Raw genomic sequence first — 24161 nt, 5'->3', positions numbered from 1 at the left:
CATCATGAATCGTTTTCCCTTGCTCGGTTGCGCGCTCGCCCTGGCCATCGGCAGCGCCGTCGCCCAGGATCGACCGTCCCCCTCTGCGATCCCGCCGCCGCCGCCCGCGCCGCCGGCACCGCTTGCCGATGCGCATCGCACCCAGTTGACCGGCACCGTCGCCCGTTTTCTCGTCAATCCCAATGGCGACGTGGACGGCGTGTTGCTCGACGATCACACGCAGGTCGGCATGCCGCCGACGATGGGTGCCGCGCTGGCGGGCAAGCTCCATCGGGGCGATCGTCTCACCGCCCGGGGCTTCCGCGTGGGTGATTTGCCGTTGCTTCAGGCTGACTCGATCACGGCGGGCGGCATGGAGCTGACCGACACGCCGCCGGCCGCACCACCGGCTCCGCCAGCGGCACCGGCGCTGCAGCCGATGGAGGCGCACGGCCTGGTGCAGCAGCCGCTGTACGGCCCGCGCGGTGACGTGGCCGGTGTGCTGCTGGATGAGGGCTCGATCCTGCGCGTGCCGCCTCCGGCGGCGGTGCGTGCCGGCGCGCTGATGCAGCCGCATGCACGAATCGCCGTCAAAGGATTCGGCGTGAACACGCCTTACGGCCGTTCCATCCAGGTGACCGCTCTCGGCACGACGCCCGGTAACGAACAGCCGGTCGCCGCACCGCCGCAGCCTGGCCCGATGGCGCCCCGGACGCCGGTACCGCCGCAGCCGGGTGTCGCATTGGGCGGAGCACCGGCGCTCACGCCGCCCGTTCCCACGCCCTGACCCCGATCCAGGCGCCGCCGCCCGTCCATGGGCGGTGGCGTTTCCTGCCGATTTTTTTATCCCTGGAGTAGCACATGCATTGGCTCGATCCCGATTACCTTCCCGTTACCCGCGGCACGCTCGACCGCTTCCTGCTCAACCCGAACGGCGATATCGATGGACTGCTGTTGACCGACGGCACCGAAATCCACACGCCGCCCCATCTGTCACGGGCGCTGGCGCGAGCTCTCAAACCACGTAGCCGGCTCGAAGTACGCGGCGTGGCCGTGCGCGGCGCCGACGTGATCGTCGCGGTGGCGATCGATCCCGCGAAAGGCAAGCGCATTGTCGATGAGGGTCCGAAACCCGGCGAAGAAAAGCCCAAACCGCATGACGATGGTTCCCGCTGGTCGTACGAGGGCGAGATCGCGCGTCTGCTGCATGGTCCCAAGGGCAATGCGCACGGCGTGCTGCTCGATGACGGGGTGATCGTGCGCTTTCCGCCGCACGCGGCGACCGAACTCGGACGGATGCTCGCGCCGGGCAAGTCCATCGCGGTGGAAGGTCGCTGGACCGATACCGCCCATGGCGCGGTCATTCATGCGGAAGCGATCGGTACGAGTGCGGACTCGCTGAAGCCGATGCCGAAGAAGCCGAAGCACTGACGCCGGGAGACGCACGTGGCACTCGCTCAGGAACGAACCATGCGCGGCCGACGACCGCTCGAAGCACTCAACTTCTTCGTGGCCGACGTGCAGGCCGGCATCGGTCCGTTCCTGGGCGTGTTTTTGCAGTCCGCCGGCTGGCGGACCGGAGCCATCGGCACCGTGATGACGATCGGTGGCGTCGCGGGCCTGTTGGTCACGGCGCCGGCGGGTGCCGTGGTCGATGCGACGCGTTACAAGCGGCTGGCGATCGTCGTGTCGTCGATCTGCACGGTGATCGCGTCGTGCATCGTCTGGTACGCGCATTCTTTTCCGATGGTGGTGCTCTCGCAGGTGGCCACGGCGATCGCCGGCGCGCTGCTCGGGCCGGCGATCGCAGGCGTCACCCTCGGCATGGCCCGCGCGCGGGGCTTCGACCGGCAGTTCGGCCGCAACCAGGTGGCCAACCACGCTGGCAACGTCGTCGGTGCCGGTGTTTCCGGGTTCATCGGCTGGCGTTTCGGTTTCGGTGGTGTATTCCTGGTTGCCGCCGTATTCGGCGTGCTGGCGGTGGTGTCGACGCTGCTGATTCCGGCCGATGCGATCGATCACCGTGCCGCGCGTGGTCTCGAATCGGACGACGGGGATAACGACGACGCGCCTTCGGGCGTATCGATCCTGGTGACCTGCCGGCCGCTGCTGATCCTGGCCGCCGCGCTCGCGCTGTTTCACCTCGGCAACGCGGCGATGTTGCCGCTCTACGGTATGGCGGTGGTCGCCGCGCACCAGGCCGAGCCCAGCTCGTTCACGGCGCTGACTATCGTCGTGGCGCAACTGGTGATGGTGGGAACCTCACTGCTGGCGATGCGGTTGATCCGCACGCGTGGCTACTGGCAGGTCATCCTCGTGACCTTCCTTGCGTTGCCGCTGCGCGGGGCACTCGCCGCGTTCTTCATCAACCGCTGGGGCGTCTTTCCGGTACAGGTGCTCGATGGTATCGGCGCGGGTTTGCAGAGCGTGGCCGTGCCTGCGCTGGTCGCGCGTCTGATGCAGGGCACCGGGCGCGTCAACGTCGCGCAGGGCGCGGTGATGACGATGCAGGGCGTCGGCGCGGCACTCAGTCCCGCACTGGGCGGATGGCTTGCCGAGACGATCGGGTTCCACGGCGCGTTCCTGTGTCTCGGCGCCGTTTCGATGGGATCGCTTGGACTGTGGTGGGGCGGCCGCGCGCGCCTCCGTGAGGTGCGCACAGGCGGTTAGCGTTTGCGTCGAAACCGCTTAAATAAAGGCTGAATTCAGGGCCTTGAAATTTTTCAGGCGCTGCATAAATTAGTGCCCGCCGACCGCTTCGGGGCCGGCCTCGCCACTCGCCCAAGGGGGGTGGCAGAGAGAACCCATCCCATGTTGCTCAAGAGGATATGGTCATGCGAACTCTTCTGAATATTGCACCGCTACATCGTTCCAGCGTCGGCTTCGATCGCGTGTTCGATCTGCTCGAGGCCGCGGCGGCCAGGGGCCAGACATCCGACAATTACCCGCCTTTCGACTCGATCAAGCTTGCGGATGATCAGTACCGCATCGCCATGGCGGTCGCCGGTTTCGGCGAAGCGGATATCGAGGTCACCGCTCAGGCCAACTGGCTGACCGTGTCGGGTGAACGCAAGGAAGAACCGGAAGGCGAGTACCTGCACCGCGGCATCGCCACGCGTCCCTTCCAGCGTCGTTTCGAACTGGCCGAGCATGTGCAGGTGACCGGCGCCCGCCTGGTCAACGGACTGCTCACGATCGACCTCAAGCGCGAGGTTCCCGAAGCGATGAAGCCGCGACGTATCGACATCGCATCGGGCTCCCAGGCCGAGCACAGCGTCCGGCAACTTCTCGATAACGCCGCCGCATGATGCACCAGGGCCCCGCATGAAGCGGGGCCTTTTTTATGGAGCTCGTGGCGACGGGTCGGTACGGTACTCCGTGTCGCCAGACAAGGTACTCGTAGCGGGTGCGGTCGGCGGCAGAAACAAAAAAATCGGGCCTCGCGGCACTGAATACGACCTCCTTTCGCCAGCCTTTCGGTCGATTTAATCGCGCATGAACGATTTTCATCAATTTTGTCAAATTTACTTCAGCAGCGTGGGCACCCGCCGATAGCGGAATGTCCCCGCCTGGAGTGTTTCCATGACTGTTCGCCAGCGCATCGCGCTTCTCATTGCCATTTCCGTGGTTATCGCCCTCTCGGTCGGCGTCGGGGGCCTGATGGCTCTTCGCCAGACCGGCGCGCAGACGGAAGCCATCTACCGCACGTCACTCGAGCCAATCGTGGAAGTCACCGGGGTTCGTGCGCTTTTCAATGACACGCGCACCGGGCTCAACCGGGCGTTGTTGGTGGGCACGGTGGACGCGGCGAAAGCGGAGCAGGCGGACAACGCCGCGGCGGCGAAAAAAATAGACGCCCTCTGGGCAAGCTACTACCCGAACATGGTCTCCTCGCCTGAGGAAAAAGCGGAAGCTGACCGGTTCATCGCGGCGCAGGCGCACGCCCGTGAGCTCAACGCCCGTCTCGATCCGCTGATGGCGAGCGGGAAACGGGACGAAGCGGTGCAGTACATGCTTACCGCTGTGGGCCCCGCTTTTTCCGCCGAATCGAGTGCGATCGACGCCATCGTGCAGGAAAACGTCAACGAAGCCGCGCAGGCGTTTGCCCAGTCGGAGAACATCGAGCGCCACGCGTTCGTCCTGGTCGTCATCGGGCTCGTGGTGGGCGCGGCGGCCCTCGTTGCGTGCGGCGTCTTCCTGGCGCGTTCCATCATGCGACCCCTGATTCAGGCGCGCGAACTGGCTGCCTCGATCAGCGACGGCGAACTCGGTCACGCCATCGACGTCAAGGGAAAGGACGAGGTCAGCGACACCCTGCGATCGCTCGTCGCGATGGACACGACGCTGGCCGGCATCGTCCGGAAAGTGCGCGACAACGCCAGCCAGGTGAACGCCGCGGCCAGGGACATCGCTGCCGGCAACGATGAGTTGTCTTCGCGCACCCAGGAGCAGGCATCGAGTCTGGAAGAGACGGCAGCCTCCATGGAAGAGATGACCGCCTCGGTCCGTCAGAATGCCGACTCCGCTGCGGCGGCCCGGGCGCTGGCTGAATTGTTGACGTCCCAGGCCGCGACGACGCGCGGGCTCGCGGGGGAAACGTCGGATGCGATGATCAGGGTCAGCGATGCCAGTCGCGAAATCAGCGGCATTGTCACGACGATGGACGAGATCGCGTTTCAGACCAACCTGCTGGCCTTGAATGCCGCCGTCGAAGCCGCACGCGCCGGAGAACATGGGCGGGGCTTCGCGGTCGTGGCCGGAGAGGTCCGTCGTCTCGCCCAGCAAAGTGCTGTGGCTGCCAAGGACGTGAAGGTGCTGATCGCATCGAGCGGCGAGCGCGTGGAAGCTGGCGCTGCGCTCCTGACGCGTACCACGGACGCTCTGGCCGATATGCAAGCGGGTGCGGTCAAGGTGGCAAGCTTCGTCACCGACATTGCCACGGCCAATGCCCAGCAGGCGGCCGGAATCGATCAGGTCAACATGGCGGTGACCGAGCTCGATTCGGTCACCCAGCAAAACGCGGCCCTCGTCGAAGAAGCCAGTGCGGCCAGTCAGCAAGCCAGCGAGCTAGCTGAAGGCCTGATGCTCCAGGTCGCTGTCTTCCGCTTTGCGGGGGAAGACACCGCTCCTTATGCCGAACGTCCTGCGCCAGCCGACCGCACTCCGACCCCACCGGTCCTGCAGTCGCCCTCCTCACCGGCCACGGTCGCCATGGCCGCGTCGGTTTGGCGAGACTTCTGAGGGTGCCGGACGCACCCTCCTCAGGGGGCACGGGAATTCTATCCACCGGGCACGTGACGACAAATTCAGGCGGATGTTGTACATTTGTACGATGGCTGGCCAATTGACATGCGGGTACTCCGTTCATGCCTCACAAGGCGAAGGGTTTCGGGGCTCGTTTCAAGTGTTCGACCACCGTGGCGTGGTGGTCGAAAACGGTGCCGACGGGAGTGCTCATGCCACGCTTCAGCTGGCTTGGGCGAGCATCTGGAGCCTTGGTCAGATGGCCGTTTCGCGCCTGAGATGAGGATTCGCAACGCGCTCCGTGCCCGAGTAACCCGCAATGTCTTTCCACTGCGCGGTTGAATGAATTTTGCCGTTGAGAGGGCGCGGAGCAATCAGTATTCTTCCGGAAGTTTTTTTTGCCGGAAAAGCGCTCATGTCACTCGTTCGGATATTCATCCTGCATCCCTCGCAACCCGGCGGCCACTGGCACGTGTCGGAGCAGGGGAGGGACGGCGAGTCGTACCAGGATGGGCTGGTAGCCATGCATGCCGCGTGCGATCGCGCCCGCGCGCTCGAGGAAATGGGTTTCGACGTGCAGGTCCGTCAGGAAGGCGCCGACGGAACCTGGCAGATCATTCGCGAATAGAACCGCTGGCCGACCGGCCCGGGCGGCTCACCTGTCCCGCATCTCTTCGAGGCGGTGGACGAGCGCAAGCAATGCGGCGCGCGAGACCGGTTTTTGCAGGTAGGGCAAAGTGGAGAAGGGCGCTGGCAAGACGGACCTCGGGTGTCCCGTCACGAACGCCACCGGAACATCCTTGGCGATGAGCGCCGTGGCGACGCCAAGTGAATCGCCACCTTCGATGTCGATGTCGACCAGAGCGACATCGGGCCTGCGTGTAAGGATGGCATCGATGGCATCGGGCTCGGACACGGCGACCTGGCAGACGCGAAAGCCGCCACCTTCAAGCACGATTTGATACGCATCGGATACGAAGGCGTTGTCTTCGACGAGCAGGCAGGTCGTTTTTTCTGAGGTTTGCACAGTGGGAGCATCCAATGTCTGTTGATGCACCATCGCTGTGTTTCCGTCAACGTAACGGTTTGCCTGTGTGTTTGGATGTAACACAACCGGCCAGGTGATTTCGGATCAAGGTCGGGTGACTACCGAAGGCTTGGAATGACGGACCGTTTGATATCGGGTTTCGAGCGTCGGCACCGCTCGGAGCAATACCTGACCTGTTCCCAATCTTTCGCCCACTTTCGGCGCCAGCTGAAGGGGAGCCCACAGGCGGCGCAGGTTTTGTGAGGCAGGTCGGCCTTCTTTTTCACGCGAGGCATGCTGGCGTTCCGTGGCAGGGTGCTGTTCGCTGATACCGAAACGCTACCATGACATGAGACATCGATACGTCGCATTGTGACTCACGGACGTCGTTCAAGCGCATGCAGGTCTTTCTCTCGCTGTTGATGTGGTGCTTGCGAGCGTTGGCATCCAACCAGAGGAGTTGCCCATGCCATTCGTGACCATCAAATCCACAGCTCAACCGACCACGCTTTTTTATGAAGAGGTGGGCGAAGGCCGCCCGGTTGTGTTCATTCACGGATGGCCCCTGAGCTCGGCTATGTGGGAGTACCAGATGGGTGCGGTGGCCGACGCCGGCTTTCGTGCCATCGCCTATGACCGTCGGGGATTCGGGCGGTCCGACCATCCGGCAGCCGGCTACGACTACGACACGTTTGCCGATGACTTGAACGCCGTGCTGGAAACACTCGACTTGAGAGACGTCACCCTCGTCGGATTTTCGATGGGCGGCGGTGAAGTGGCGCGCTTCATGTCGCGCCATGGTGCCGATCGGATTGCCAGCGTCGTGTTCGCGTCGGCAGTGACACCGTACTTGCTCAAGGGCGACAACAATCCCGATGGCGTCGACGGCGATGTCTTCACGGAGATGAAAGAAAAACTCCGCGATGAACGTCCCGCGTTCCTTGAAACATTTGGCAAGCAGTTTTTTGGCCAGGGCATGTTGTCCCATCCGGTAAGCCAGGCGACGCTTGATTCGAGTCTGGTGGTGGCCATGCAGGCATCGAAGAAAGGCACGCTCGACTGTGTGGATGCGTTCAGCAAAACCGACTTCCGTCAGGACATCTCATCTATCCGTGTCCCGACGCTCATCATCCACGGCGATGATGACAAGGTCATCCCGATTGACGCCAGCGCGCGCCGCCTGGCCAGGGAGATTCCAGGCTCGGTGCTGAAAGAATATGATGGCGCGCCACACGCCCTCGTCATCACGCACAAGGACGACTTCAATCGCGACCTCGTGCTGTTCGTACAGGGCAGCGTCTGACGGATGCGGGCACGGGGGGCGATTGTCCCTTCGTGCCTATTTTTGCAGTCGGATGCCATCGACGTCATCGATTGACGCCGGGCGCGTTCAAACCGCCGGGAGGTGAACTGTGACAGGGCCCTTTGCACAATGGTACGGTCACCGTTCCTGAAGGATTTAAGTCATGAAACAGCGTGTCAGCGCGGTAGTGTTGGTCATGGCGCTGGTGTGCGCGTCGTCTGCGGCATCAGCCAGGGAATATGTCCTGTCACTCAAAGGCGTAGATGTGCGTCCGGGCGAACGGATCGTTGGCCTGGAGATGCATGGAAAACATCTGACCTTGGCCAGCGTCGTGCACGTGCCAAACGGATGGAGCTTCAAAGTTGACACCGACCCAGCGGGCAACATGGACCTCTCGGGCGCGGTCATCGTCGGTGCCGCGGCGCTTTCCCCAGCGGACGTCGAACAGGCGTGGTTGTTTCGCGACGCTGCGGGCGCAGTGAACGAACCGGCGGCGTTGACGGGGACCATCACAGTCACAAAAACATTCGACGACTCTCGTGAAATTCCACTCAAAACCGACATGCTGGTAGCTAAAACGGCTAGGTCAGGAGTGGCTTTAACGAACAATGCTGCGCTAAAGCGAGCCCCGATTTCGGCGAGCTGGACCGCCCAGACTTTCGTAGACCACTTGAAGCCATAATTTATGGCAATTGAGGAGGTCTCTATGAGTGGCAAGCGTTATACGGATCAGTTCAAGATCAAGGCAGTTCGAGAGCACGGGCGGCCGGTGCTCGACGTTGCCCAGCGGCTAGGCATTACGAGCCACAGCCTGTATGGCTAGAAGAAGGCCTTCTCCAAGCCCACGATCGGCAAGCGTGCGGAGCTGGATCAGAGCGCCGAGGTTCGACGCCTACAGCCTGAGCTGCAGCGTGTCGCCGAGGAGAGTGACATCTCCAAAAAAGCCGCCGCGTGCTTTGCCAACGGGTAAGGGCCAGGTACGCGTTCATTTGCGATCATCTCCGTGAGTTCCGGCTGGTCGCCATGTGTCGGGCTCTTCGCGTGCACCGGAGCGGTTAGCCCCAGACCTGTCCGGCGTGGACAGGCATGAGAAAGCGAACGTAGAGGCCGGACGGACGTTGAACAAACAAGGGTCTGGGCACAAACGGCAGCTAAAGCGACACCTGAGGGAACGGCGTTTCGGGCGTGGCGTTGCCGCAAAAAGAAACGGCGAAACAACGATTTATCGCGGTCTCGCCGCAGGTGTTGGTGGAGGTGGCGGGCCCCGTCGGGAAACGCTACAGACCTCTGATCAGCAACGTGTTCGCCATGGGGTAGGGCGACGATAACCGTACCTCAGTCCGTACCGATCATTGATCGCTTAGCGCATCGACGCAAGACGAATCGTCGGTGGAAGGCATCGCACGGGCGGCGAAGATGACCGACCCGTTACGAGCAGTCAGGACGAGCCGCCTCAAATAGACCCCTCAACCGCGCCATGCCTGCGGCAGCATGACAGACTGATTCTTTCCTCTCGCGGAAGTGGTGCCGGACCCATACAGGCACGCTAGAAACGCCCCTTCGTCGGGCCTGCGTATCTCCAGCGAGCGTCGAGACACTTCGCCTGATCTCTTCCCGTTTGTAGTCGCTTGACGCGGCGGCCAAGAATGGCGCTGCTTGCGGCCGCCTGGATGTCCGTTCCGAAAACACTGTCCTCTTAGGACGAGGTGAGCGTCACGCTCCGCACGCCGAAGCCGGCGTTGGTGCTCATACCGGAGCCGTCACGCAGAACCGGACCGGCCGTGTGAGCTGGAGCCAGGGCAGACACGGCACTACGACCACCTTGCCTTCGGCGGGCCGCCGCTGCACCACCGCAGAAGCGCGCGGTAGCGCAACGTCGACCTGCGCGAGAAGACACCATCGCCTCATGTGACGTGCATCACACGCAGCGTGTCACGTCGCTGACATCTGCATGGAAGAGCCCTCTCGTGCGAACCCGTAGGTTTGGGCCCAACACGTTGGTGCGGGCCGCGGGTTGACGATTAGCATTCGCGTGGCAAGGCGCTGGTCAGGCCATGTAGGAATACCCCTACATGGAAATCAGCCCACCCCTACAAACGGTGCCACGTAAAGTTCTGCGAATTTTCTCAAAGGGGTGCGGTCATGGAATTCTCCGCAAGGCGTCATGGCAGTCGGTCGCTCTGGCGACGGCTTGGGGCATTGGCACTGATGACGTTGGGCAGTTGGTCAGCCCACGCCGCGTATGTCTACGGGCCGCCCTACAACTACAACACGCCCTGGGGCTCGGAGAACGGGTTTTTGTCGGTGGACGGCGCGGTCAACTCGCTCATTGGCCACTATGAGACCGACTGCACCGACGGCACGTTGACCTGTGCGCCCCACACGTTTTCGGTGGCCTACAACGGCAGCAGCAGCGGCACGGCTGCGACCATCACCATCAGCCATGTGAGCAGCACCGGGACGAGCACCAGCGAGTTTTTCGCCTACATCTGGGCGGCAGATGTCACAGGCAGCGGCTTTCAGCCGAAGAATGCCGGTGGGTGCCGCACGATGTGCACGGCAGGCAACGGTGGCAAACAAGACTCCCTGGGCCCGCGGGGTAGCTTCGGCAACGGCACGGTCAAGCACGAGGGAACCGACCACCGCACGCCGCTGATTGGTGACCCCATCAGCGCGGCCAATGGCAACGAATATCGCCAGGACACGGATGTCAGTTCGTCGCCTTGGCTGACCTTCCGCCGTTTCTACAACTCGTCCAGCTTCGTCCCGTCCAGCACCATGGGCCCGAAGTGGCGGCACTCGTTTGACCGTCGACTGGACCTGATGCCGAACAGCGGTCCGGATGGCGGCCAGCTGTATGCCCGCCGCCCCGACGGGTCCATGGTTCGCTTTGCCAGCACCAACGGCCTGTGGAAGGCCGACACCGACGCGGCCGAGACACTGACCGACATCAAGGATGCGACGACAGGCGTGCGCACCGGCTACACCTTGCGCCTGGCGGCCACCAACGAGACCGAGCGTTATGACGCGACCGGCCGCCTGCTGACCATCAGCGATGACAATGGCTGGGTCACCGCGCTGACCTACAGCGATGCCACCACCGCACCGGCGATTGCGCCGGCTGCGGGCCTGTTGATTGCCGTGACCGACCCGCAAGGGCGCGTGCTCAACCTGCGCTACGACGCCAAGAGCCGGCTGAGTCAAGTCATCGACCCGGCTGGCCAGACCGCCGTGTATGCCTATGCCGACAGCGGCAACCTCGCTAAGGTGACCTTCGCCGACGGCAACAGTCGTCAGTATCTGTACGCCGAAGCCGCCTACGCCGCCTCTCCGACCAGTTATCCCAGCGAGCTGACCGGCATCATCGACGAGAAGGGAGTGCGTTACGAGACGACGACTTTCAATGAGTACAACCGTGCCATCAGCAATCAGTTTGCCGGCGGCGCCGACAAAATCACGCTGAGCTACGCCAATTACTATCAGAACGGCGGCACGCCGGCGGACCTCACCACGCCGCTCGGCCTGGTGGTCACGCTGGGATTTGCCGATGATGGTGCCCAGACGCTGAAGACCAGCGGCACGAGCACCTATTGCGGGAATCAGTGCAACCAGAGCGATAAGGCGGTCACTTACGACGCCAATGGCTACCCGGCCACGACCACGGATTACAAGGGCACCGTTACCACCACCACCTATGACGCGAATGGATTGCTGACCCGCCAGGTCGAAGCGTCCGGCACGGATGCGCAGCGCAATACCAGCAGCACCTGGGACGTACTGCACCGCGTACCGCTGACGCAGGCCGTCTCGAACGCCAAGGGCATCGTGGTATCCAAGAACAGCTGGTCGTACAACGCGCGTGGCCAAATGACGGCAGAATGCGCCGTGGACCCTGCGGTGACGGTGACCTACACCTGCGGCAGCCAGGCGCACGCGCCCAAGGGCATCCGCCAGACCCGGTACACCTATTGCGATGCCGTGGATGGCACGCAATGCCCACAGGCAGGCCTGTTGCTCAGCGTGGATGGCCCGCGCACCGATGTCACCGATCTGACCCAGTACGCCTATTTCCTCACAACCGATGAGAGCGGGTGTGCCACCGTGGGTGGCGCTTGCCACCGCGCGGGTGACCTGGCGCAGGTCACGGATGCGGCCGGGCACGTCACCGCCACCCTGGCTTACGACCGCCAGGGGCGGCCGGTGCGCCAAAAGGATGCCAATGGCGTCATCACCGATGTGACTTACACGCCGCGGGGCTGGTTGGCCAGTCGGACAGTGCGTGCCAATGCGGACGGCTCGGCCTCGACCGGCGATGCCACGACCACCCTGATCTACGATGCCGTGGGTGCGCTCAAGTCGGTGACTGACCCCGATGGCGTGTCGGTGACCTACAGCTACGACGATGCCCACCGCTTGGTTGATATGGCCAACGGTTTGGGCGAGCACATTCATTACACGCTCGATGCTTCGGGCAATCGCCTGAAGGAAGAGACGTTCGATGCCAAGGGCGTATCGCGGCGCAGCGTGTCTCGCAAATACAACACGCGCGGCCAGCTGCTCAGCGTGACCGATGGGCTCGGTCATGTGGTTTTCGATGCCACCGCGAGCGGCAGCTACGACGCGAACGGCAACTTGGCCGCGGCGAAGGACGGGTTGGGCATCGCGCGCAACGACACCTACGATGCACTGAACCGCTTGGTGACCAGTGTTGCCAACGCGAACGGCGCAGATGCAAACACAAAAACCACTTCGACGGTGTTTACGTTCGATGCGCTTGACCACCTCAAGTCCGTGGCTGACCCCAATGGCCTCACGACGACTTACGCGTTCGACGGGCTACAGAACGCGACGGGCGTGACCAGTCCCGATTCCGGCACGCAAACCGGAACCTTCGATGCTGCGGGCAATCCTCTAACGCATGCGGATGCCAAGGGCACCGTCGTCACTCAGGGGTTTGACGCGCTGGGGCGGAAAACCTCTGCGGTCTATGCCGACACGCAGCTCAATGTGGCCCTGCATTATGACGAGGCCAACAGCGTCACGGGCTGTGTCAACTCGTTCCCGGTGGGTCGTCTGACGCGCTTGGTGGAAGCAGCCGTCACCACGGTGTATTGCTACGACAACCAGGGTCGCTTGACCGAGCAGCGGCAAACACAAGGAACGGTCACCGACATCACGGATTATGTTTACACCAAGGCCGGGCGCGTGGCGGCGGTCGCCAGTCCGACCGGCTTGGTGACCGAGTACGCCCGCGATGCCGCAGGCCAGCCCATCAAAGTGACGGTGACCCCGGCCAAGGGTGCGGCGACGGTCGTCGTCAACAGCGCGACCTACATGCCATTCGGGCCTTTGACCGCTTACACCTTGGGCAGCGGCCAAGTGGTCAGCCGCAGTTACGATGCGAACTATCAGGCAAGCGATGTCACCAGCCCCGTTCTCTCCATCCATTGGGCACGCAATGCCTCGGGCGATGTGACTGCGCTGGGCGACGTGGCCGGTGCCAACCCGGCAGCGGAAACTTACACCTACGACCCTCTGTACCGCCTCACCTCGGTGAACGATGCCAGCGGCAAGGCGGTGGAGGCCTACACCTACAACCGCACCGGTGATAGGTTGACCAAATCAGCACCTGGACTGGCAACCGGTGCATACGGCTATCAGGCCAACAGCCATTGGCTGACCAGCATCGGCACCGGGTCACGCACCTACGATGCCAATGGGTCGACGACCGGCAACGCGAGTGCTGGCATGGCCTGGGGCTACGGGTACAACGGCCGTGGACAAATGACGGTGGTGCAGCAGGGTGGCGGCACCGTGGCGACGTACGTGTACAACGCGCTGGACCAGCGCGTCGCAAAGGTGGTCGGTTCGGCCACCACCCGTTTTGCCTACGCCGCCGAAGGTCGCTTGCTCGCCGAGTTGGGCGCCACGCGCCGGGACTACATCTGGCTGGGCACCACGCCAGTCGGCGCGGTGGACGATGGAGCGGTGTGGTATGTGCATGCAGATGCCCACGACACGCCGAGGGCGCTGACCAACGCAGCCGGTACCGTGCAGTGGGCGTGGCCGGTCAAGGCCAATCCCTTCGGGGAATCGGCGCCTACGGGCACGCTTAAGTTCAATCTGCGCTTCCCAGGGCAGTATTTCGATATCGAAAGCCAGTTGGTGCACAACGGGCACCGCGCTTATGACCCGGCGACCGGTCGCTACCTTCAGAGTGACCCTGCGGGGCTCCGCGCGGGTGCCTCGACCTACGCCTATGTGAGCGGCAACCCCAATCACGCGGTTGACCCATCAGGCCTGGAAGAAGAAGCGCGCGACGAAGACGAGTTGGAGCGCGAACGGTTCATGGAGTTCCTGGCCCCGCGTCAGGGACCGAACATGGCCGGCATGTCCCTGGCTCGCGCCAATTTCGACTACGAGATGCGCAACGGCGAGTGCGGCAGTGAGCCGGAGTTCCGCGAAAACAAGCCAGGTGAAAGCGAGGCGCAGCGTCGCTTCGAGTATCAACAGCGCTACTTGAACGGCAGCGGTGGGCGTTGGGGTGGGGCGGCGACGCGGGCGCAGAATGTTGACTTGCGATTGGAGCTGGAGGGGCTTGGGTTCACGCCGGTTGCTGGGGCAGGATATGGTCCTGAGGAATACATTCCCACCGCCAACGGTGGCCGCTACGCGGACATGACGATGGAATACAATCAGCCCGGAGCAAATCCTGTGCGCTTGCGTGTGCAGACCGTCTCGACCTACGCTGACGGGGTTACCCCGACCCGTGGCGAAGCCGCAGCAGCAGACGCGATTCGGCAAGCAGCCCCGAGCGATGTCCTCATTTTGGTTCCTAAGCGATGAGTCAGCTTCACTTTTATGCGATGGACCACGATCTGCTTCCGGTGCTGGATGTCCTCGAACACCGGAAGGGAGAGCCGTTGAAATATGTGCGTGTCGGTTTTGGTCCTGCGCTCGATTTCCCCATTTATCGAAGCTATCAAGACATTCCGGACTTGGGCCGTGCGGCGGCGCCCGATTGGCTGGGAGGCGCCTCGTATCTGATGCTCGACGCGGAAGAAGCCGTCGGATTCGAGCACAAGGTGTTCCCTGACTTCGAGCGTTACGGCGTCTTCGAAGGAGTCAATCCGACCAGCGTCAGTTTTTCTCCGTCCGGCGCGTTCGATGGGAATGCCATCATTTATGGTCGCTTCGCGACGATGGGACTCACGGACCGCTCCAAGACCTTGTATCGCCGTGCCACGACCGCGCTGAAGAAGCACTTCCGACGCGTGGACTATGCGTGGGTGGGGCCCCAGGCGTTTGAAGCGTTGCAAGCGGGGTGGAATCTCACTCAACGGTTGGATGCACCGCGAGAGCTTTCGCTCAAGGCGCCCGAGGCTTAGTGGGTCGATGCGGGTTCGGGGCTTTGCCGCCCTCGGGCTCGTGGCTGTACAACATGTGCTGCAAGTCACGCGAGGCGACGGGCATTTTCATTCCGATAAGCATTGATTTCCGGAACCATGCTTAGGGCCAGCCAGAATATCCACTCCGGCCGATACCGGGACGATGCGGTCCGGGTGCCACCGGGCGCGGTCTTCCTGTCCAAGCCGTATCAGCGCCGGCAACTGCTCGCGGTGCTGGCGCTGGTGCGCGGGGCGACCGCTACGGCCGAATAGCTCATCGTGGTGAAGCGCAGGACCGCTGCCGGTCCTGCCAAGAAAGTCTCGCCGTTCGGGGTGATGGTCAGCGCTGGCCGGCATCGTCGGGGTCACGCAGGCCCCGCTGGTCGGTGTCGCCCCCGGACAAGGCCCCGGTGCCCGTCAACGACCTCTGTGGAAGCGGACGCAGTCGACGCTTTATTTGGAATGTGTGTCGCTCGTCACGCGGATGACGCGTAAACCATTATGGTGGTCGCTCTGTTTCAGACCGTCGGGCGATTCCGACCGGTATATGCAAGGGCGCGTGCTCAACCTGCGCTACGACGCCAAGAGCCGGCTGAGTCAAGTCATCGACCCGACTGGCCAGACCGCCGTGTATGCCTATGCCGACAGCGGCAACCTCGCTAAGGTGACCTTCGCCGACGGCAACAGTCGTCAGTATCTGTACGCCGAAGCCGCCTACGCCGCCTCTCCGACCAGTTATCCCAGCGAGCTGACCGGCATCATCGACGAGAAGGGCGTGCGTTACGAGACGACGACTTTCAATGAGTACAACCGTGCCATCAGCAATCAGTTTGCCGGCGGCGCCGACAAAATCACGCTGAGCTACGCCAATTATTATCAGAACGGCGGCACGCCGGCGGACCTCACCACGCCGCTCGGCCTGGTGGTCACGCTGGGATTTGCCGATGATGGTGCCCAGACGCTCAAATCCAGCGGCACGAGCACCTATTGCGGCAATCAGTGCAACCAGCCCGATAAGGCGATCACTTACGACGCCAATGGCTACCCGGCCACGACCACGGATTACAAGGGCACCGTTACCACCACCACCTATGACGCCAATGGATTGCTGACCCGCCAGGTTGAGGCGTCCGGCACGGATGCGCAGCGGACCACCAGCTCCACGTGGGATGCGGTGCACCGCGTGCCGTTGACCCGCGCGACGGCCAACGCCAAGGGCATTGTGGTTGCCAAAAGCACATGGGCCTACAACGCCCGCGGGCAAGTGACTGCCGAATGCGCGGTGAATCCCGCCGTGACGGTGACCTACGCATGCGGCAGCCAAGCGCACGCGCCCAAGGGCATCCGCCAGACCCGGTATAGCTACTGCGATGCGGTGGACGGCACGCAGTGCCCCCAGGTCGGTCTGTTGCTCAGCGTGGATGGCCCGCGCACCGATGTCACCGATCTGACCCAGTACGGCTATTTCCCCACAACCGATGAAAGCGGCTGTGGCACCGTGGGTGGCGCCTGCCACCGCGCCGGTGATCTTTCGCAGATCACGGATGCAGCGGGGCACGTCACCGCCACGCTGGCCTACGATCGCCACGGGCGGCCGGTGCGTCAAAAGGATGCCAATGGCGTCATCACCGATGTGACCTACACCACCCGTGGGTGGTTGGCCAGCCGCACGGTGCGGCCAATGCAACCGGGGTGCCCGCAGCCGGGGACGCCACGACCACCCTGACCTATGACGCCGTGGGTGCGCTCAAGTCGGTAACGGACCCCGATGGGGTGGCGATCACCTACAGCTACGACGACGCACACCGTTTGGTCGATATGGCCAATGGACTGGGCGAGCACATTCATTACACGCTCGACGCTTCGGGCAATCGCATCAAAGAAGAGACCTTCGACGCCGAAGGCCTATCTCGGCGCAGCGTATCTCGCAAATACAACACACGCGGCCAACTGGTCAGTGTGACTGATGGGCTCGGCCATGTGGTCTTCGACGCCACCGCGAGCGGCAGCTACGACGCGAACGGCAACTTGGTGTCGGCCAAGGATGCGCTCGGCACGGTGCAGAACAATACTTTCGATGTGCTGGACCGCTTGGTCACCAGCGTCGCCGATGCCAACGGCACCAATGCGGCGACCAAAGCCACCACCAGCGTGTTCACCTTGGACGCGCTGGATCAACTGAAGTCCGTTACCGACCCCGACGGCTTGGTGACGAGCTACAGCCTCGACGGCCTGAGCAATGCCACCGGCCAGGTCAGCCCCGACACGGGCACGCAGGCGTCCACCTTCGACGCGGCGGGCAATCCGCTGACGCAGACCGACGCCAAGGCCACAGTCGCGACACAAGCCTTCGATGCGCTGGGCCGCCGCACCGCCGTCAGCTACACCGACACCAAGCTCAATGCGGCGTTCCATTACGACGAGGCCAACAGCGTCACCGGGTGCGCCAGTTCCTTCCCAGCCGGTCGGTTGACCCGCGTGGTGGAAAGCGTTGTGACGACCGTGTACTGCTATGACAACCAAGGGCGCGTCACCGAGCAGCGCCAGACGCAAGGCACGGTCACTGACAGCACCGACTATGTCTACACCAAGGCCGGCCGTCTGGCGGCGGCTGCGTCACCCAGCGGCTTGGTGACGGAATACGCGCGCGACGCGGCCGGGCAGATCACCACGGTCACCATCACGCCGGCCAGGGGTGCGGCAAGCACCGTGGTCCGCGCGGCAACCTATTTGCCCTTCGGACCCATCGCCAGCTACACCCTGGGCAATGGCCAGACCGTCACTCGCACGTACGATGCCAATTATCGCTCCATTGACATCACCAGCCCCGCGCTCAATCTCCATGTGGCACGGGATGCGGTGGGTAACATTGTGGCCTTGGGTGGCACGCCGGGGGCGACTCCGGCCGTTGAGACCTACAGCTACGATGCGCTGTATCGCCTGACGGGCTTCAAGAACGCCAGCGGTGCGGTGGTGGAGGCTTACACCTACTCAAAGACCGGTGATCGCCTGACCAAAACCGCACCGGGCTTGGCCACGGGTGCCTATGGCTACCAGGCTGGCACCCATTGGTTGACCAGCATCGGCACCGGCTCGCGCACCTATGATGCCAACGGCTCTACGACCGGCAACGCCAGTGCCGGCACCTCCTGGGGGTATGGATACAACGGACGCGGGCAGTTGACCGTCTTGCAGCAGGGCGGCACGACGGTGGCGACCTATGCCTACGACGCCTCGGCGCATCGGGTTGCCAAAACGGTCGGTTCCGCCACCACCCGCTTTGCGTATGGTCCCAGTGGGTTGCTGGGCGAATACGGTGCGGCCTCGCGCGACTATGTGTGGATGGATGACACTCCGGTGGCGGTGGTCGACGGCACCACCGTGGCCTTCGTGCATGCCGATGGCCTGAACACGCCCCGCGCGGTCACCAACGCCACCGGCGCCTTGGTGTGGTCGTGGGCCTACCAGGGCAATCCGTTTGGTGAGCAGGGGCCGACCTCGACCAGCGGTTATGTGCTGAATCTGCGGTTCGCGGGCCAGTATTTCGACCGCGAGTCGGGCAACGTTTATAACGGGTATCGGTACTTCGACGCGTTGACGGGCCGGTATCTGCAGAGCGACCCCATCGGGCTAATGGGCGGAATCAGCACCTATGCTTACACTGACTCCAATCCGTTGGGCGCAGTGGACTCGCTCGGGCTCGCCGGCGAAAAATACGAGTATCAACGTGTAGCTCCCACGCCTCAAATGCTGGCGGCAGAGGAACTCTTGACGAAGCTGGCCACGCAAGCCGCTAACACGGTCGACAAGTCATGCACGGGTCTGTGCCGCCTGCCATGGATTCGCGGTACGCTTATTCACAGCGAGTTCAAGCGGCTCGTCGATGCGCAGTGCCCGCAGTCGCTGTATCACACCGAGGTCAGCTACTACGATCACATCGAGGTCCGATATGGGTATCCCGACTCGTCGAGGGCGGATGTGGTCCTGGGTCCCAAGGCGGCGCCCATTGCCGTCTATGACCTCAAGACCGGATGGGGCTACATCAGCAGGGCACAGGCAAATGCTTACGGTGCTAATCTGCCGGTGGGCACCGTCGTTGCACCCATTTACCCCGTAGGTCGTTGACACATGAATAAACGTGCGATTGCTCGCCTGATGCATCAGCGCGTGGAGGGGCTCAGCCAGCTTGGCGGATACTTCTTTCGTCAGAACGTGGAGTTGGTGCTGGATGGGGTGCTTTTGGAATATCGGCCTCAAGAGGTCCACCTTTGGCACTTTCGCTTCCCGCTATTCGATGACTTTGGCGAGAATTTGCTTTACAGCAATCGTTTGCAGGAGGGCGGGGTCATCGCCAAGGGCAAGCTGTCTGACGAAGCCATCGTCGAGCACGTCGTGAATCATCCAGAGCTTGTCGACGTGTTGCGCCCCGGGCCACCGGCTCGGACATGTGATTTTCTTGAGTATCTGGAGGGGGCAGAAGCGATGTTGAATCCGCATGCGCGCCTTGTCTTTGCATCGGGATTGGTACTCGATCAGGAATACGCGCGTGCGAATGCTGTGCTCGAATCGATGTTCGCGACGATGGCGAACCGGCTGAGCAAGCGTGATGCAGAACACGGAGCCAGCCTCCTGATGAGGCTTGGACAAAGTGGTGAGTCCGCGGCCGCGCTCTTGGAAACGGTAATCCAGAAAAATCGTCAGGCCTTTGGCATCCGCTGATGACTCCTTGCAAAGAGCCCAAGCGAGCGTCCCTGGCAGGGTCTCGAGCTTCTTGGGGGGAGTCGTCAAAGGAGCATGGAAGACTCATCGACGACGTTCCAGGTCGCCCGGTTAGAAAATCTTGCCGTCCGGCCTGACCTTCGGTCATATCTACACCGGAACCATTCTGGAATAGGCGTTCCAGCTCACCCAACGCCGTCTTGATTCATCACGGTGGTCACCCTGTTTAAGGCCAAGGGGAAAATCAGAACGGTCGTGCAGGAGAGGCCTCTGCTGATCAGTTCGGCCATGCCCGAACAGCGTGGAGGCGGCGCTGGGTTAGCGACCCTGGAGCGGCTTCCACAGATACAGCATGGTCAAAAAGACCCTGCCCTCTGCCGTATTGCGCACGCGCTGCCGGCTGGTAAACGCGTCCACCGCGAGGTCGACCAGCGTTTTGGCTTCGGAGCGCGTCATATTTTTCGCGAGATCGTAGTCGGCCGACGTCCCCCCAGATTTGAGTAGCGCCCCGGTTTCGAGTTCAATCCCCCACGAGAAGGAGATTGGACGTGAAGAAGCGTTTTTCCGAAGAACAGATCATCGGTTTCCTGCGTGAGGCCGAGGCCGGCAAGTCGGTCAAGGACTTATGCCGTAAGCACGGCTTCAGCGAAGCCTCGTACTAACTGTGGCGAAGCAAGTTCGGCCTCATGAGCGTGCCCGAGGCCAAGCGGCTGAAGGACCTGGAGTCGGAGAACGGCCGCCTCAAAAAACTGCTGGCCGAACAGCTTCTGGAAAATGAGGTCATCAAGGAAGCGCTGCGAAAAAAATGGCGAGCGCACCGGACCGGCGCGAGCTGGTGCGCTATCTGATCGGCCAGGAGCTGAGTGAGCGCCGGTCGCTGGCGATCGCTGGCATGAGCGCAAGCGCTTACCGATACGAACCGCGACCCGACTCCAATGTCGAGCTGCGCGAGATGATCTGCGCACTGGCGAATCGCAATAAACGCTACGGCGTCGGCATGATCTACCTGAAACTCCGCCAGGCCGGACAGATGGTCAATCACAAGCGAGTCGAGCGCCTTTACCAGGAGGCGAACCTGCAGGTGCGCCGGCGCAAACGGAAAAAGGTGCCTCCGGCCGACAGGCAGCCACTGCTCCGCTGGCAGCCGCGAACGAGTTTTGGTCCATCGATTTCGTCTTCGACCGCACCGCCGAAGGGCGTGTCTTGAAGTGCCTGACGATCGTCGATGACGCCACGCATGAGGCAGTCGCCATCGAGATTGAGCGGGCGATCTCAAGCGTCGGCGTAACGCGCGTCATGGACCGCCTGGCCGTTACACGAGGCCTGCCGAAGATCATTCGCAGCGATAACGGAAAGGAGTTCTGTGGCAAGGCCGTGGTCGCGTGGGCGCACGAACGCGGCGTACAGCTGCGCCTGCTCGAGCCCGGCAAGCCGAATCAGAACGCCTACATCAAATCATTCAACGGAAGGCTTCGCGATGAATGCCTCAACGAACACTGCTTTCCCAGCCTGCTGCATGCCCGAACCGAGATCGAAAAATGGCGACGGGAATACAACGAAGAGCGACCCAAGAAGGCACTCGGCGGGTTGACTCCCGCCGCTTACGCGAAACAGTTACATTAATCCTGAACTCAAGATCGGACCGCTACTCAAGGCGGGGGGGGCGTCGGTCCCTCCCTCAGTACCACCCGTGCTTCGAGCCCTTGATATGTTCGGCGATCAATCGGTCAGAGTCTGTTCCATCAAGCGCCCTGTTGCTCTTGCCGATAAACTCCGAGGTATACGCAGTATCGGAATACGCGTTTTGGTTCGGGTCGCTGCCCATTTTCCTATCAGCGCTTTGGCGCGACGATGCGATTGATCAGGTGCCGTTGCGGGCACTTTTTACGGTGGTCGGTGGTTTGTCTTCACCGATGACGTGATTCTTGCACCCATATTCATCGTCCGTGCGCTGCGTCTCAGAGACCGGCGCGAGACCCTTATCTGCATCATCGCGGTCCTCTGGGCGGTCGTGCAGGTGGCGCTGGTGTACCTGACCACTCCGGTTCCGATCCCAGCGGCCGCGCTCGCTGCCATCTCCATCCCAGACGTGCGGGCAAAGTTCGTAGGCTGGTACATGTTCTTCCCCGGAATCGAAGGGGTGGCCATTGGTGCGTGGCTGGGCGCAGCGATTATCGTCGTCGCCTTATTCGGTATTCGACGTTCACCGGATTTCGGCCTTTTGGTTCTCGGATATATTCTTTTTGCCGCAGTCGCCGCTTCAATGGCCCGCGCCCCGCTGCAGTGGGTGTCAGCCTTTACCGATGGCCCGCGGTACTTCTTTTACCCCTACCTTTTGCTGTCGTGGCTCCTGATCTACGGATTGGCCAGCGCCGAGCGGATCGAGGGGATTCTCATCGCCCTGGTGCTGTTGCTCAGTCTTCTGCAGACCTACCTATACGGACAGAGGCGCCACGAAACACTCGACTGGGCCCACGAGGTAGCGCAGCGCGCCGCCTCGGAGCGATACGTCTTCCCGATTCATTACGACGGAGTCTTGGATCACGCGTGGCACATGGAATTGAAGGGAAGGGAGTGCCGTCGGCCGGTCCGCCGGTCTCTGACGCGCACGTGAGGGGCGCCCAGTATGTGCGCACCCGACTCGAAATGGTGACCAAATGTTGACCAAACGGAGCCCATTGGGGACCAATCCAGACGAACTAAAATAAAAAGGCCAGTAAGCGAATCAATCACTTACCGGCCTGAACTGGTGGAGGTGGCGGGAGTCGAACCCGCGTCCGAAGGCGTTTAATCTCCAGATCTACATGCTTAGCTCACCGTTAGATCTCGTCCACCGACAGCACGGCGTGCTAAGCGCACCGGCGGACATATCTGATTGATCTAGCGTCAGGCCCACAGACGGAGAGCCTTTCAGCGGTCTCATGATAGTGACCCTACACCGCCGAGCATGAGCACAAGAGCGGGTCGGGGGTTTGGCCTTTTTTAGGGGCCGGACAGCTTAGGCGGCGAGAGCCACCGAGTTGTCACCGTAGTAGTTGTCATTGGCAACTATATGTTTTGCAGCTGGTTTAACGAGGAAAGCTACCCCCTCGGCATGCACCAGTAGATCGCACTACCCCCGTCGAAACCAGAACACCCCCGGGGAAAACGTGGTGGAACTACATCACTCAGTATATGGGCGGGGAGGGAGACCCACAATGGGCGCCGCCTGACCGTTCAGGTCAGCCCATGCGATTGTGCGAGCGCATGACGCGCTGCTTGTCGATCGCCCATTCGCGCTCCTTGTCCGTGTTGCGCTTGTCGTGCTCCTGCTTGCCCTTGGCCAGGCCGATTTCGCACTTCACCTTGTTGTGCTTCCAGTACATCGCGGTGGGCACCAGCGTGTAGCCCTTCCGCTCGACCGCACCGATCAGGCGATCGATTTCCTCGCGGTGGAGCAGCAGCTTGCGGGTGCGGCGATCGTTGGCGATTACATGGGTGGAAGCGCTGATCAGGGGCGGGATCTGGGCCCCGACGAGGAAGACCTCACCGTGCTGGATGATCGCGTAGCAACCTTCGCCAAAATTGATCCGGCCGGCACGCAGCGACTTCAGCTCCCAGCCCTCGAGGGCCATGCCGCATTCGAAGCGCTGGTCGATGTGGTATTCGTGGCGCGCGCGCTTGTTCAGCGCGATCGTGCCGCCGCCTTCTTTTTCCGTGTCCTTCGGTTTCGCTTTTGCCATGTCCGCTAAAATCGGTCTCTCGAGTCCCTGATACAAGGCCGGCGGGTCCGTTTGCCGGCACATAAGACGAGGTCAGTTCATGATTGAAATCCGCCGCAGTGCGATCGTGCCTTTCACGCCCGCGCAGATGTTCGACCTGGTCAACGATGTGGAAGCATACCCAAAGCGCTTCGGGTGGTGTGACGCTGCCACCGTGATCGAGCGGGGTGACGATGTGCTGGTCGCCCGGCTGGATCTCAAGTTCGCCGGCATGCGGCAGAGCTTTACCACCCGTAACACCACGGTGCGGCCGGAGCGGCTGACCATGCAGTTCGTGGAGGGGCCGTTCCGCTCGCTCGATGGCTTGTTCACCTTCCAGGCCCTGGGTGACGTGGGCTGCAAGATCGCCCTGGCACTGGATTTCGACTACGCCGGCCTCGGCGGGTCCGTACTGAAGATGGGGTTTCAGCAACTCGCCAACCGGATGGTCGACGACTTCTGCGACGAGGCACGCCGCGAGTATGGCTGACCTGAACGTCGAAGTGGCCTACGCGGGACCGGAAGCGCAGCGGGTGGTTCGCCTCGTCGTGCCGTCAGGGACGACCGTCTGGCAGGCCATTGAGCTGGCCCGTGCGCAGCTGCCCGAAGGTGTGGCGCCCGATGCTACCCGTCTGGGCATCTTCTCGAAGAAGGTGGATGCGGATCGTGTGCTGAAGGAAGGCGACCGGGTGGAGATCTACCGGCCGCTGATCCTGGATCCGATGGAGGCCAGGCGGCGCCGCGCGAAACGCGGCGCCTGA

The 24161-nt window shown here is 62.5% G+C and carries 22 protein-coding genes, 1 other RNA gene and 2 pseudogenes; 19 read left to right on the top strand and 6 right to left on the bottom strand.

The window, feature by feature from the left end; genetic code table 11:
* Positions 1-4: 4 nt before the first annotated feature.
* The 5 genes from FA87_RS11020 (at position 5) to FA87_RS11000 (ending at position 5220) form a co-directional block, all read left to right on the top strand.
* Positions 5-766, top strand: coding sequence for a hypothetical protein (locus FA87_RS11020; protein ID WP_156128541.1), 762 nt, complete (start codon positions 5-7; stop codon positions 764-766).
* 74 nt (positions 767-840) lie between these two features.
* The gene (locus FA87_RS11015) at positions 841-1410 is read left to right on the top strand and encodes a hypothetical protein (RefSeq protein WP_043694553.1); all 570 of its coding nucleotides are present in this window, start codon (positions 841-843) and stop codon (positions 1408-1410) included.
* Positions 1411-1449: 39 nt separating this feature from the next.
* Positions 1450-2649 carry an MFS transporter gene (locus FA87_RS11010; protein WP_052191312.1) on the top strand — a complete coding sequence of 400 codons (1200 nt, stop codon included), beginning with the start codon at positions 1450-1452 and terminating at the stop codon, positions 2647-2649.
* Positions 2650-2813: 164 nt separating this feature from the next.
* Positions 2814-3287, top strand: a complete 474-nt coding sequence (locus tag FA87_RS11005) for an Hsp20 family protein (RefSeq protein ID WP_036112455.1) — start codon at positions 2814-2816, stop codon at positions 3285-3287.
* A gap of 274 nt (positions 3288-3561) precedes the next feature.
* Positions 3562-5220: a methyl-accepting chemotaxis protein gene (locus tag FA87_RS11000; protein WP_052191311.1), complete on the top strand. Its 1659-nt coding sequence runs from the start codon at positions 3562-3564 to the stop codon at positions 5218-5220.
* A 258-nt stretch (positions 5221-5478) separates the two neighbouring features.
* Here the strand turns inward: FA87_RS11000 and FA87_RS20770 are convergent, their stop codons facing one another.
* Complete coding sequence (locus FA87_RS20770; protein ID WP_156128540.1) at positions 5479-5640, bottom strand: hypothetical protein; 162 nt, start codon at positions 5638-5640, stop codon at positions 5479-5481.
* On the opposite strand from FA87_RS20770, the gene FA87_RS10995 reads away from it, so the two are divergent.
* Positions 5639-5851 (top strand): hypothetical protein, encoded by a 213-nt coding sequence (locus FA87_RS10995; RefSeq protein ID WP_036112458.1) that lies wholly within the window; start codon positions 5639-5641, stop codon positions 5849-5851. The two genes, FA87_RS20770 and FA87_RS10995, sit on opposite strands and share 2 nt — an antisense overlap.
* 27 nt (positions 5852-5878) lie before the next feature.
* Here the strand turns inward: FA87_RS10995 and FA87_RS19950 are convergent, their stop codons facing one another.
* Both FA87_RS19950 and FA87_RS20400 read right to left on the bottom strand, forming a co-directional pair.
* A complete protein-coding gene (locus FA87_RS19950) occupies positions 5879-6283 on the bottom strand; it encodes a response regulator (RefSeq protein WP_052191310.1) in 405 nt (134 codons plus the stop codon).
* 86 nt (positions 6284-6369) lie between these two features.
* Positions 6370-6546: a DUF2256 domain-containing protein gene (locus FA87_RS20400; protein WP_081996574.1), complete on the bottom strand. Its 177-nt coding sequence runs from the start codon at positions 6544-6546 to the stop codon at positions 6370-6372.
* 170 nt (positions 6547-6716) lie between these two features.
* Between FA87_RS20400 and FA87_RS10985 the strand changes: the two genes are divergently transcribed.
* The 9 genes and pseudogenes from FA87_RS10985 to FA87_RS10955 all read left to right on the top strand — a co-directional run bounded on the left by FA87_RS10985 (position 6717) and on the right by FA87_RS10955 (position 19660).
* Entirely contained in the window at positions 6717-7553 is an 837-nt protein-coding gene (locus FA87_RS10985) for an alpha/beta hydrolase (RefSeq protein ID WP_043694547.1), read from the top strand.
* 163 nt (positions 7554-7716) lie between these two features.
* On the top strand, positions 7717-8235 hold the full coding sequence (locus FA87_RS10980; RefSeq protein ID WP_043694544.1) for a hypothetical protein: 519 nt from the start codon (positions 7717-7719) through the stop codon (positions 8233-8235).
* Positions 8236-8259: 24 nt separating this feature from the next.
* Positions 8260-8609: pseudogene (locus FA87_RS21175) on the top strand (transposase); the annotation flags it as partial.
* Between the two features lie 1086 nt (positions 8610-9695).
* Positions 9696-14399, top strand: coding sequence for an RHS repeat-associated core domain-containing protein (locus FA87_RS10970; RefSeq protein WP_081996572.1), 4704 nt, complete (start codon positions 9696-9698; stop codon positions 14397-14399).
* Positions 14396-14941, top strand: coding sequence for a hypothetical protein (locus FA87_RS10965; protein WP_036112470.1), 546 nt, complete (start codon positions 14396-14398; stop codon positions 14939-14941). Before FA87_RS10970 ends, FA87_RS10965 begins: the two co-directional genes overlap by 4 nt.
* 117 nt (positions 14942-15058) lie before the next feature.
* A complete protein-coding gene (locus tag FA87_RS20765; protein WP_156108711.1) occupies positions 15059-15214 on the top strand; it encodes a hypothetical protein in 156 nt (51 codons plus the stop codon).
* 286 nt (positions 15215-15500) lie between these two features.
* Positions 15501-16667: an RHS repeat protein gene (locus tag FA87_RS19945; RefSeq protein ID WP_197062407.1), complete on the top strand. Its 1167-nt coding sequence runs from the start codon at positions 15501-15503 to the stop codon at positions 16665-16667.
* Positions 16595-19066 carry an RHS repeat-associated core domain-containing protein gene (locus tag FA87_RS10960; RefSeq protein WP_081996570.1) on the top strand — a complete coding sequence of 824 codons (2472 nt, stop codon included), beginning with the start codon at positions 16595-16597 and terminating at the stop codon, positions 19064-19066. Before FA87_RS19945 ends, FA87_RS10960 begins: the two co-directional genes overlap by 73 nt.
* A gap of 3 nt (positions 19067-19069) precedes the next feature.
* Positions 19070-19660, top strand: coding sequence for a hypothetical protein (locus FA87_RS10955; protein ID WP_156128538.1), 591 nt, complete (start codon positions 19070-19072; stop codon positions 19658-19660).
* A gap of 318 nt (positions 19661-19978) precedes the next feature.
* On the opposite strand, the gene FA87_RS20760 is transcribed toward FA87_RS10955, so the two are convergent.
* Positions 19979-20116, bottom strand: coding sequence for a hypothetical protein (locus tag FA87_RS20760; RefSeq protein WP_156128537.1), 138 nt, complete (start codon positions 20114-20116; stop codon positions 19979-19981).
* Positions 20117-20208: 92 nt separating this feature from the next.
* On the opposite strand from FA87_RS20760, the pseudogene FA87_RS20755 reads away from it, so the two are divergent.
* Both FA87_RS20755 and FA87_RS10940 read left to right on the top strand, forming a co-directional pair.
* A pseudogene (locus FA87_RS20755) lies at positions 20209-21283 on the top strand (IS3 family transposase).
* Between the two features lie 295 nt (positions 21284-21578).
* Positions 21579-22274, top strand: a complete 696-nt coding sequence (locus tag FA87_RS10940; protein ID WP_043694540.1) for a hypothetical protein — start codon at positions 21579-21581, stop codon at positions 22272-22274.
* A 133-nt stretch (positions 22275-22407) separates the two neighbouring features.
* Here the strand turns inward: FA87_RS10940 and ssrA are convergent.
* Positions 22408-22800, bottom strand: a transfer-messenger RNA (tmRNA) gene (gene ssrA / locus FA87_RS20380).
* An 81-nt stretch (positions 22801-22881) separates the two neighbouring features.
* Complete coding sequence (smpB, locus tag FA87_RS10935; protein WP_036112483.1) at positions 22882-23382, bottom strand: SsrA-binding protein SmpB; 501 nt, start codon at positions 23380-23382, stop codon at positions 22882-22884.
* A gap of 79 nt (positions 23383-23461) precedes the next feature.
* Between smpB and FA87_RS10930 the strand changes: the two genes are divergently transcribed.
* A complete protein-coding gene (locus FA87_RS10930; RefSeq protein WP_036112485.1) occupies positions 23462-23890 on the top strand; it encodes a type II toxin-antitoxin system RatA family toxin in 429 nt (142 codons plus the stop codon).
* The gene (locus tag FA87_RS10925; protein ID WP_176167862.1) at positions 23883-24161 is read left to right on the top strand and encodes an RnfH family protein; all 279 of its coding nucleotides are present in this window, start codon (positions 23883-23885) and stop codon (positions 24159-24161) included. Before FA87_RS10930 ends, FA87_RS10925 begins: the two co-directional genes overlap by 8 nt.

This window comes from Luteibacter sp. 9133, assembly GCF_000800155.1.
In the GTDB taxonomy this organism is placed as follows: Bacteria; Pseudomonadota; Gammaproteobacteria; order Xanthomonadales; family Rhodanobacteraceae; genus Luteibacter; species Luteibacter mycovicinus.
This window is presented reverse-complemented; position numbering and strand designations above follow the sequence as displayed.

Bases quoted from the DNA above. Each gene is read 5' to 3' on its own strand.
- FA87_RS11020 (WP_156128541.1), top strand. From the start codon at position 5: ATGAATCGTTTTCCCTTGCTCGGTTGCGCGCTCGCCCTGGCCATCGGC.
- FA87_RS11015 (WP_043694553.1), top strand. From the start codon at position 841: ATGCATTGGCTCGATCCCGATTACCTTCCCGTTACCCGCGGCACGCTC.
- FA87_RS11010 (WP_052191312.1), top strand. From the start codon at position 1,450: ATGCGCGGCCGACGACCGCTCGAAGCACTCAACTTCTTCGTGGCCGAC.
- FA87_RS11005 (WP_036112455.1), top strand. From the start codon at position 2,814: ATGCGAACTCTTCTGAATATTGCACCGCTACATCGTTCCAGCGTCGGC.
- FA87_RS11000 (WP_052191311.1), top strand. From the start codon at position 3,562: ATGACTGTTCGCCAGCGCATCGCGCTTCTCATTGCCATTTCCGTGGTT.
- FA87_RS10995 (WP_036112458.1), top strand. From the start codon at position 5,639: ATGTCACTCGTTCGGATATTCATCCTGCATCCCTCGCAACCCGGCGGC.
- FA87_RS20770 (WP_156128540.1), bottom strand. From the start codon at position 5,640: ATGAGCGCTTTTCCGGCAAAAAAAACTTCCGGAAGAATACTGATTGCT.
- FA87_RS19950 (WP_052191310.1), bottom strand. From the start codon at position 6,283: ATGGTGCATCAACAGACATTGGATGCTCCCACTGTGCAAACCTCAGAA.
- FA87_RS20400 (WP_081996574.1), bottom strand. From the start codon at position 6,546: ATGCCTCGCGTGAAAAAGAAGGCCGACCTGCCTCACAAAACCTGCGCC.
- FA87_RS10985 (WP_043694547.1), top strand. From the start codon at position 6,717: ATGCCATTCGTGACCATCAAATCCACAGCTCAACCGACCACGCTTTTT.
- FA87_RS10980 (WP_043694544.1), top strand. From the start codon at position 7,717: ATGAAACAGCGTGTCAGCGCGGTAGTGTTGGTCATGGCGCTGGTGTGC.
- FA87_RS10970 (WP_081996572.1), top strand. From the start codon at position 9,696: ATGGAATTCTCCGCAAGGCGTCATGGCAGTCGGTCGCTCTGGCGACGG.
- FA87_RS10965 (WP_036112470.1), top strand. From the start codon at position 14,396: ATGAGTCAGCTTCACTTTTATGCGATGGACCACGATCTGCTTCCGGTG.
- FA87_RS20765 (WP_156108711.1), top strand. From the start codon at position 15,059: ATGCTTAGGGCCAGCCAGAATATCCACTCCGGCCGATACCGGGACGAT.
- FA87_RS10955 (WP_156128538.1), top strand. From the start codon at position 19,070: ATGAATAAACGTGCGATTGCTCGCCTGATGCATCAGCGCGTGGAGGGG.
- FA87_RS20760 (WP_156128537.1), bottom strand. From the start codon at position 20,116: ATGACGCGCTCCGAAGCCAAAACGCTGGTCGACCTCGCGGTGGACGCG.
- smpB (WP_036112483.1), bottom strand. From the start codon at position 23,382: ATGGCAAAAGCGAAACCGAAGGACACGGAAAAAGAAGGCGGCGGCACG.
- FA87_RS10930 (WP_036112485.1), top strand. From the start codon at position 23,462: ATGATTGAAATCCGCCGCAGTGCGATCGTGCCTTTCACGCCCGCGCAG.
- FA87_RS10925 (WP_176167862.1), top strand. From the start codon at position 23,883: ATGGCTGACCTGAACGTCGAAGTGGCCTACGCGGGACCGGAAGCGCAG.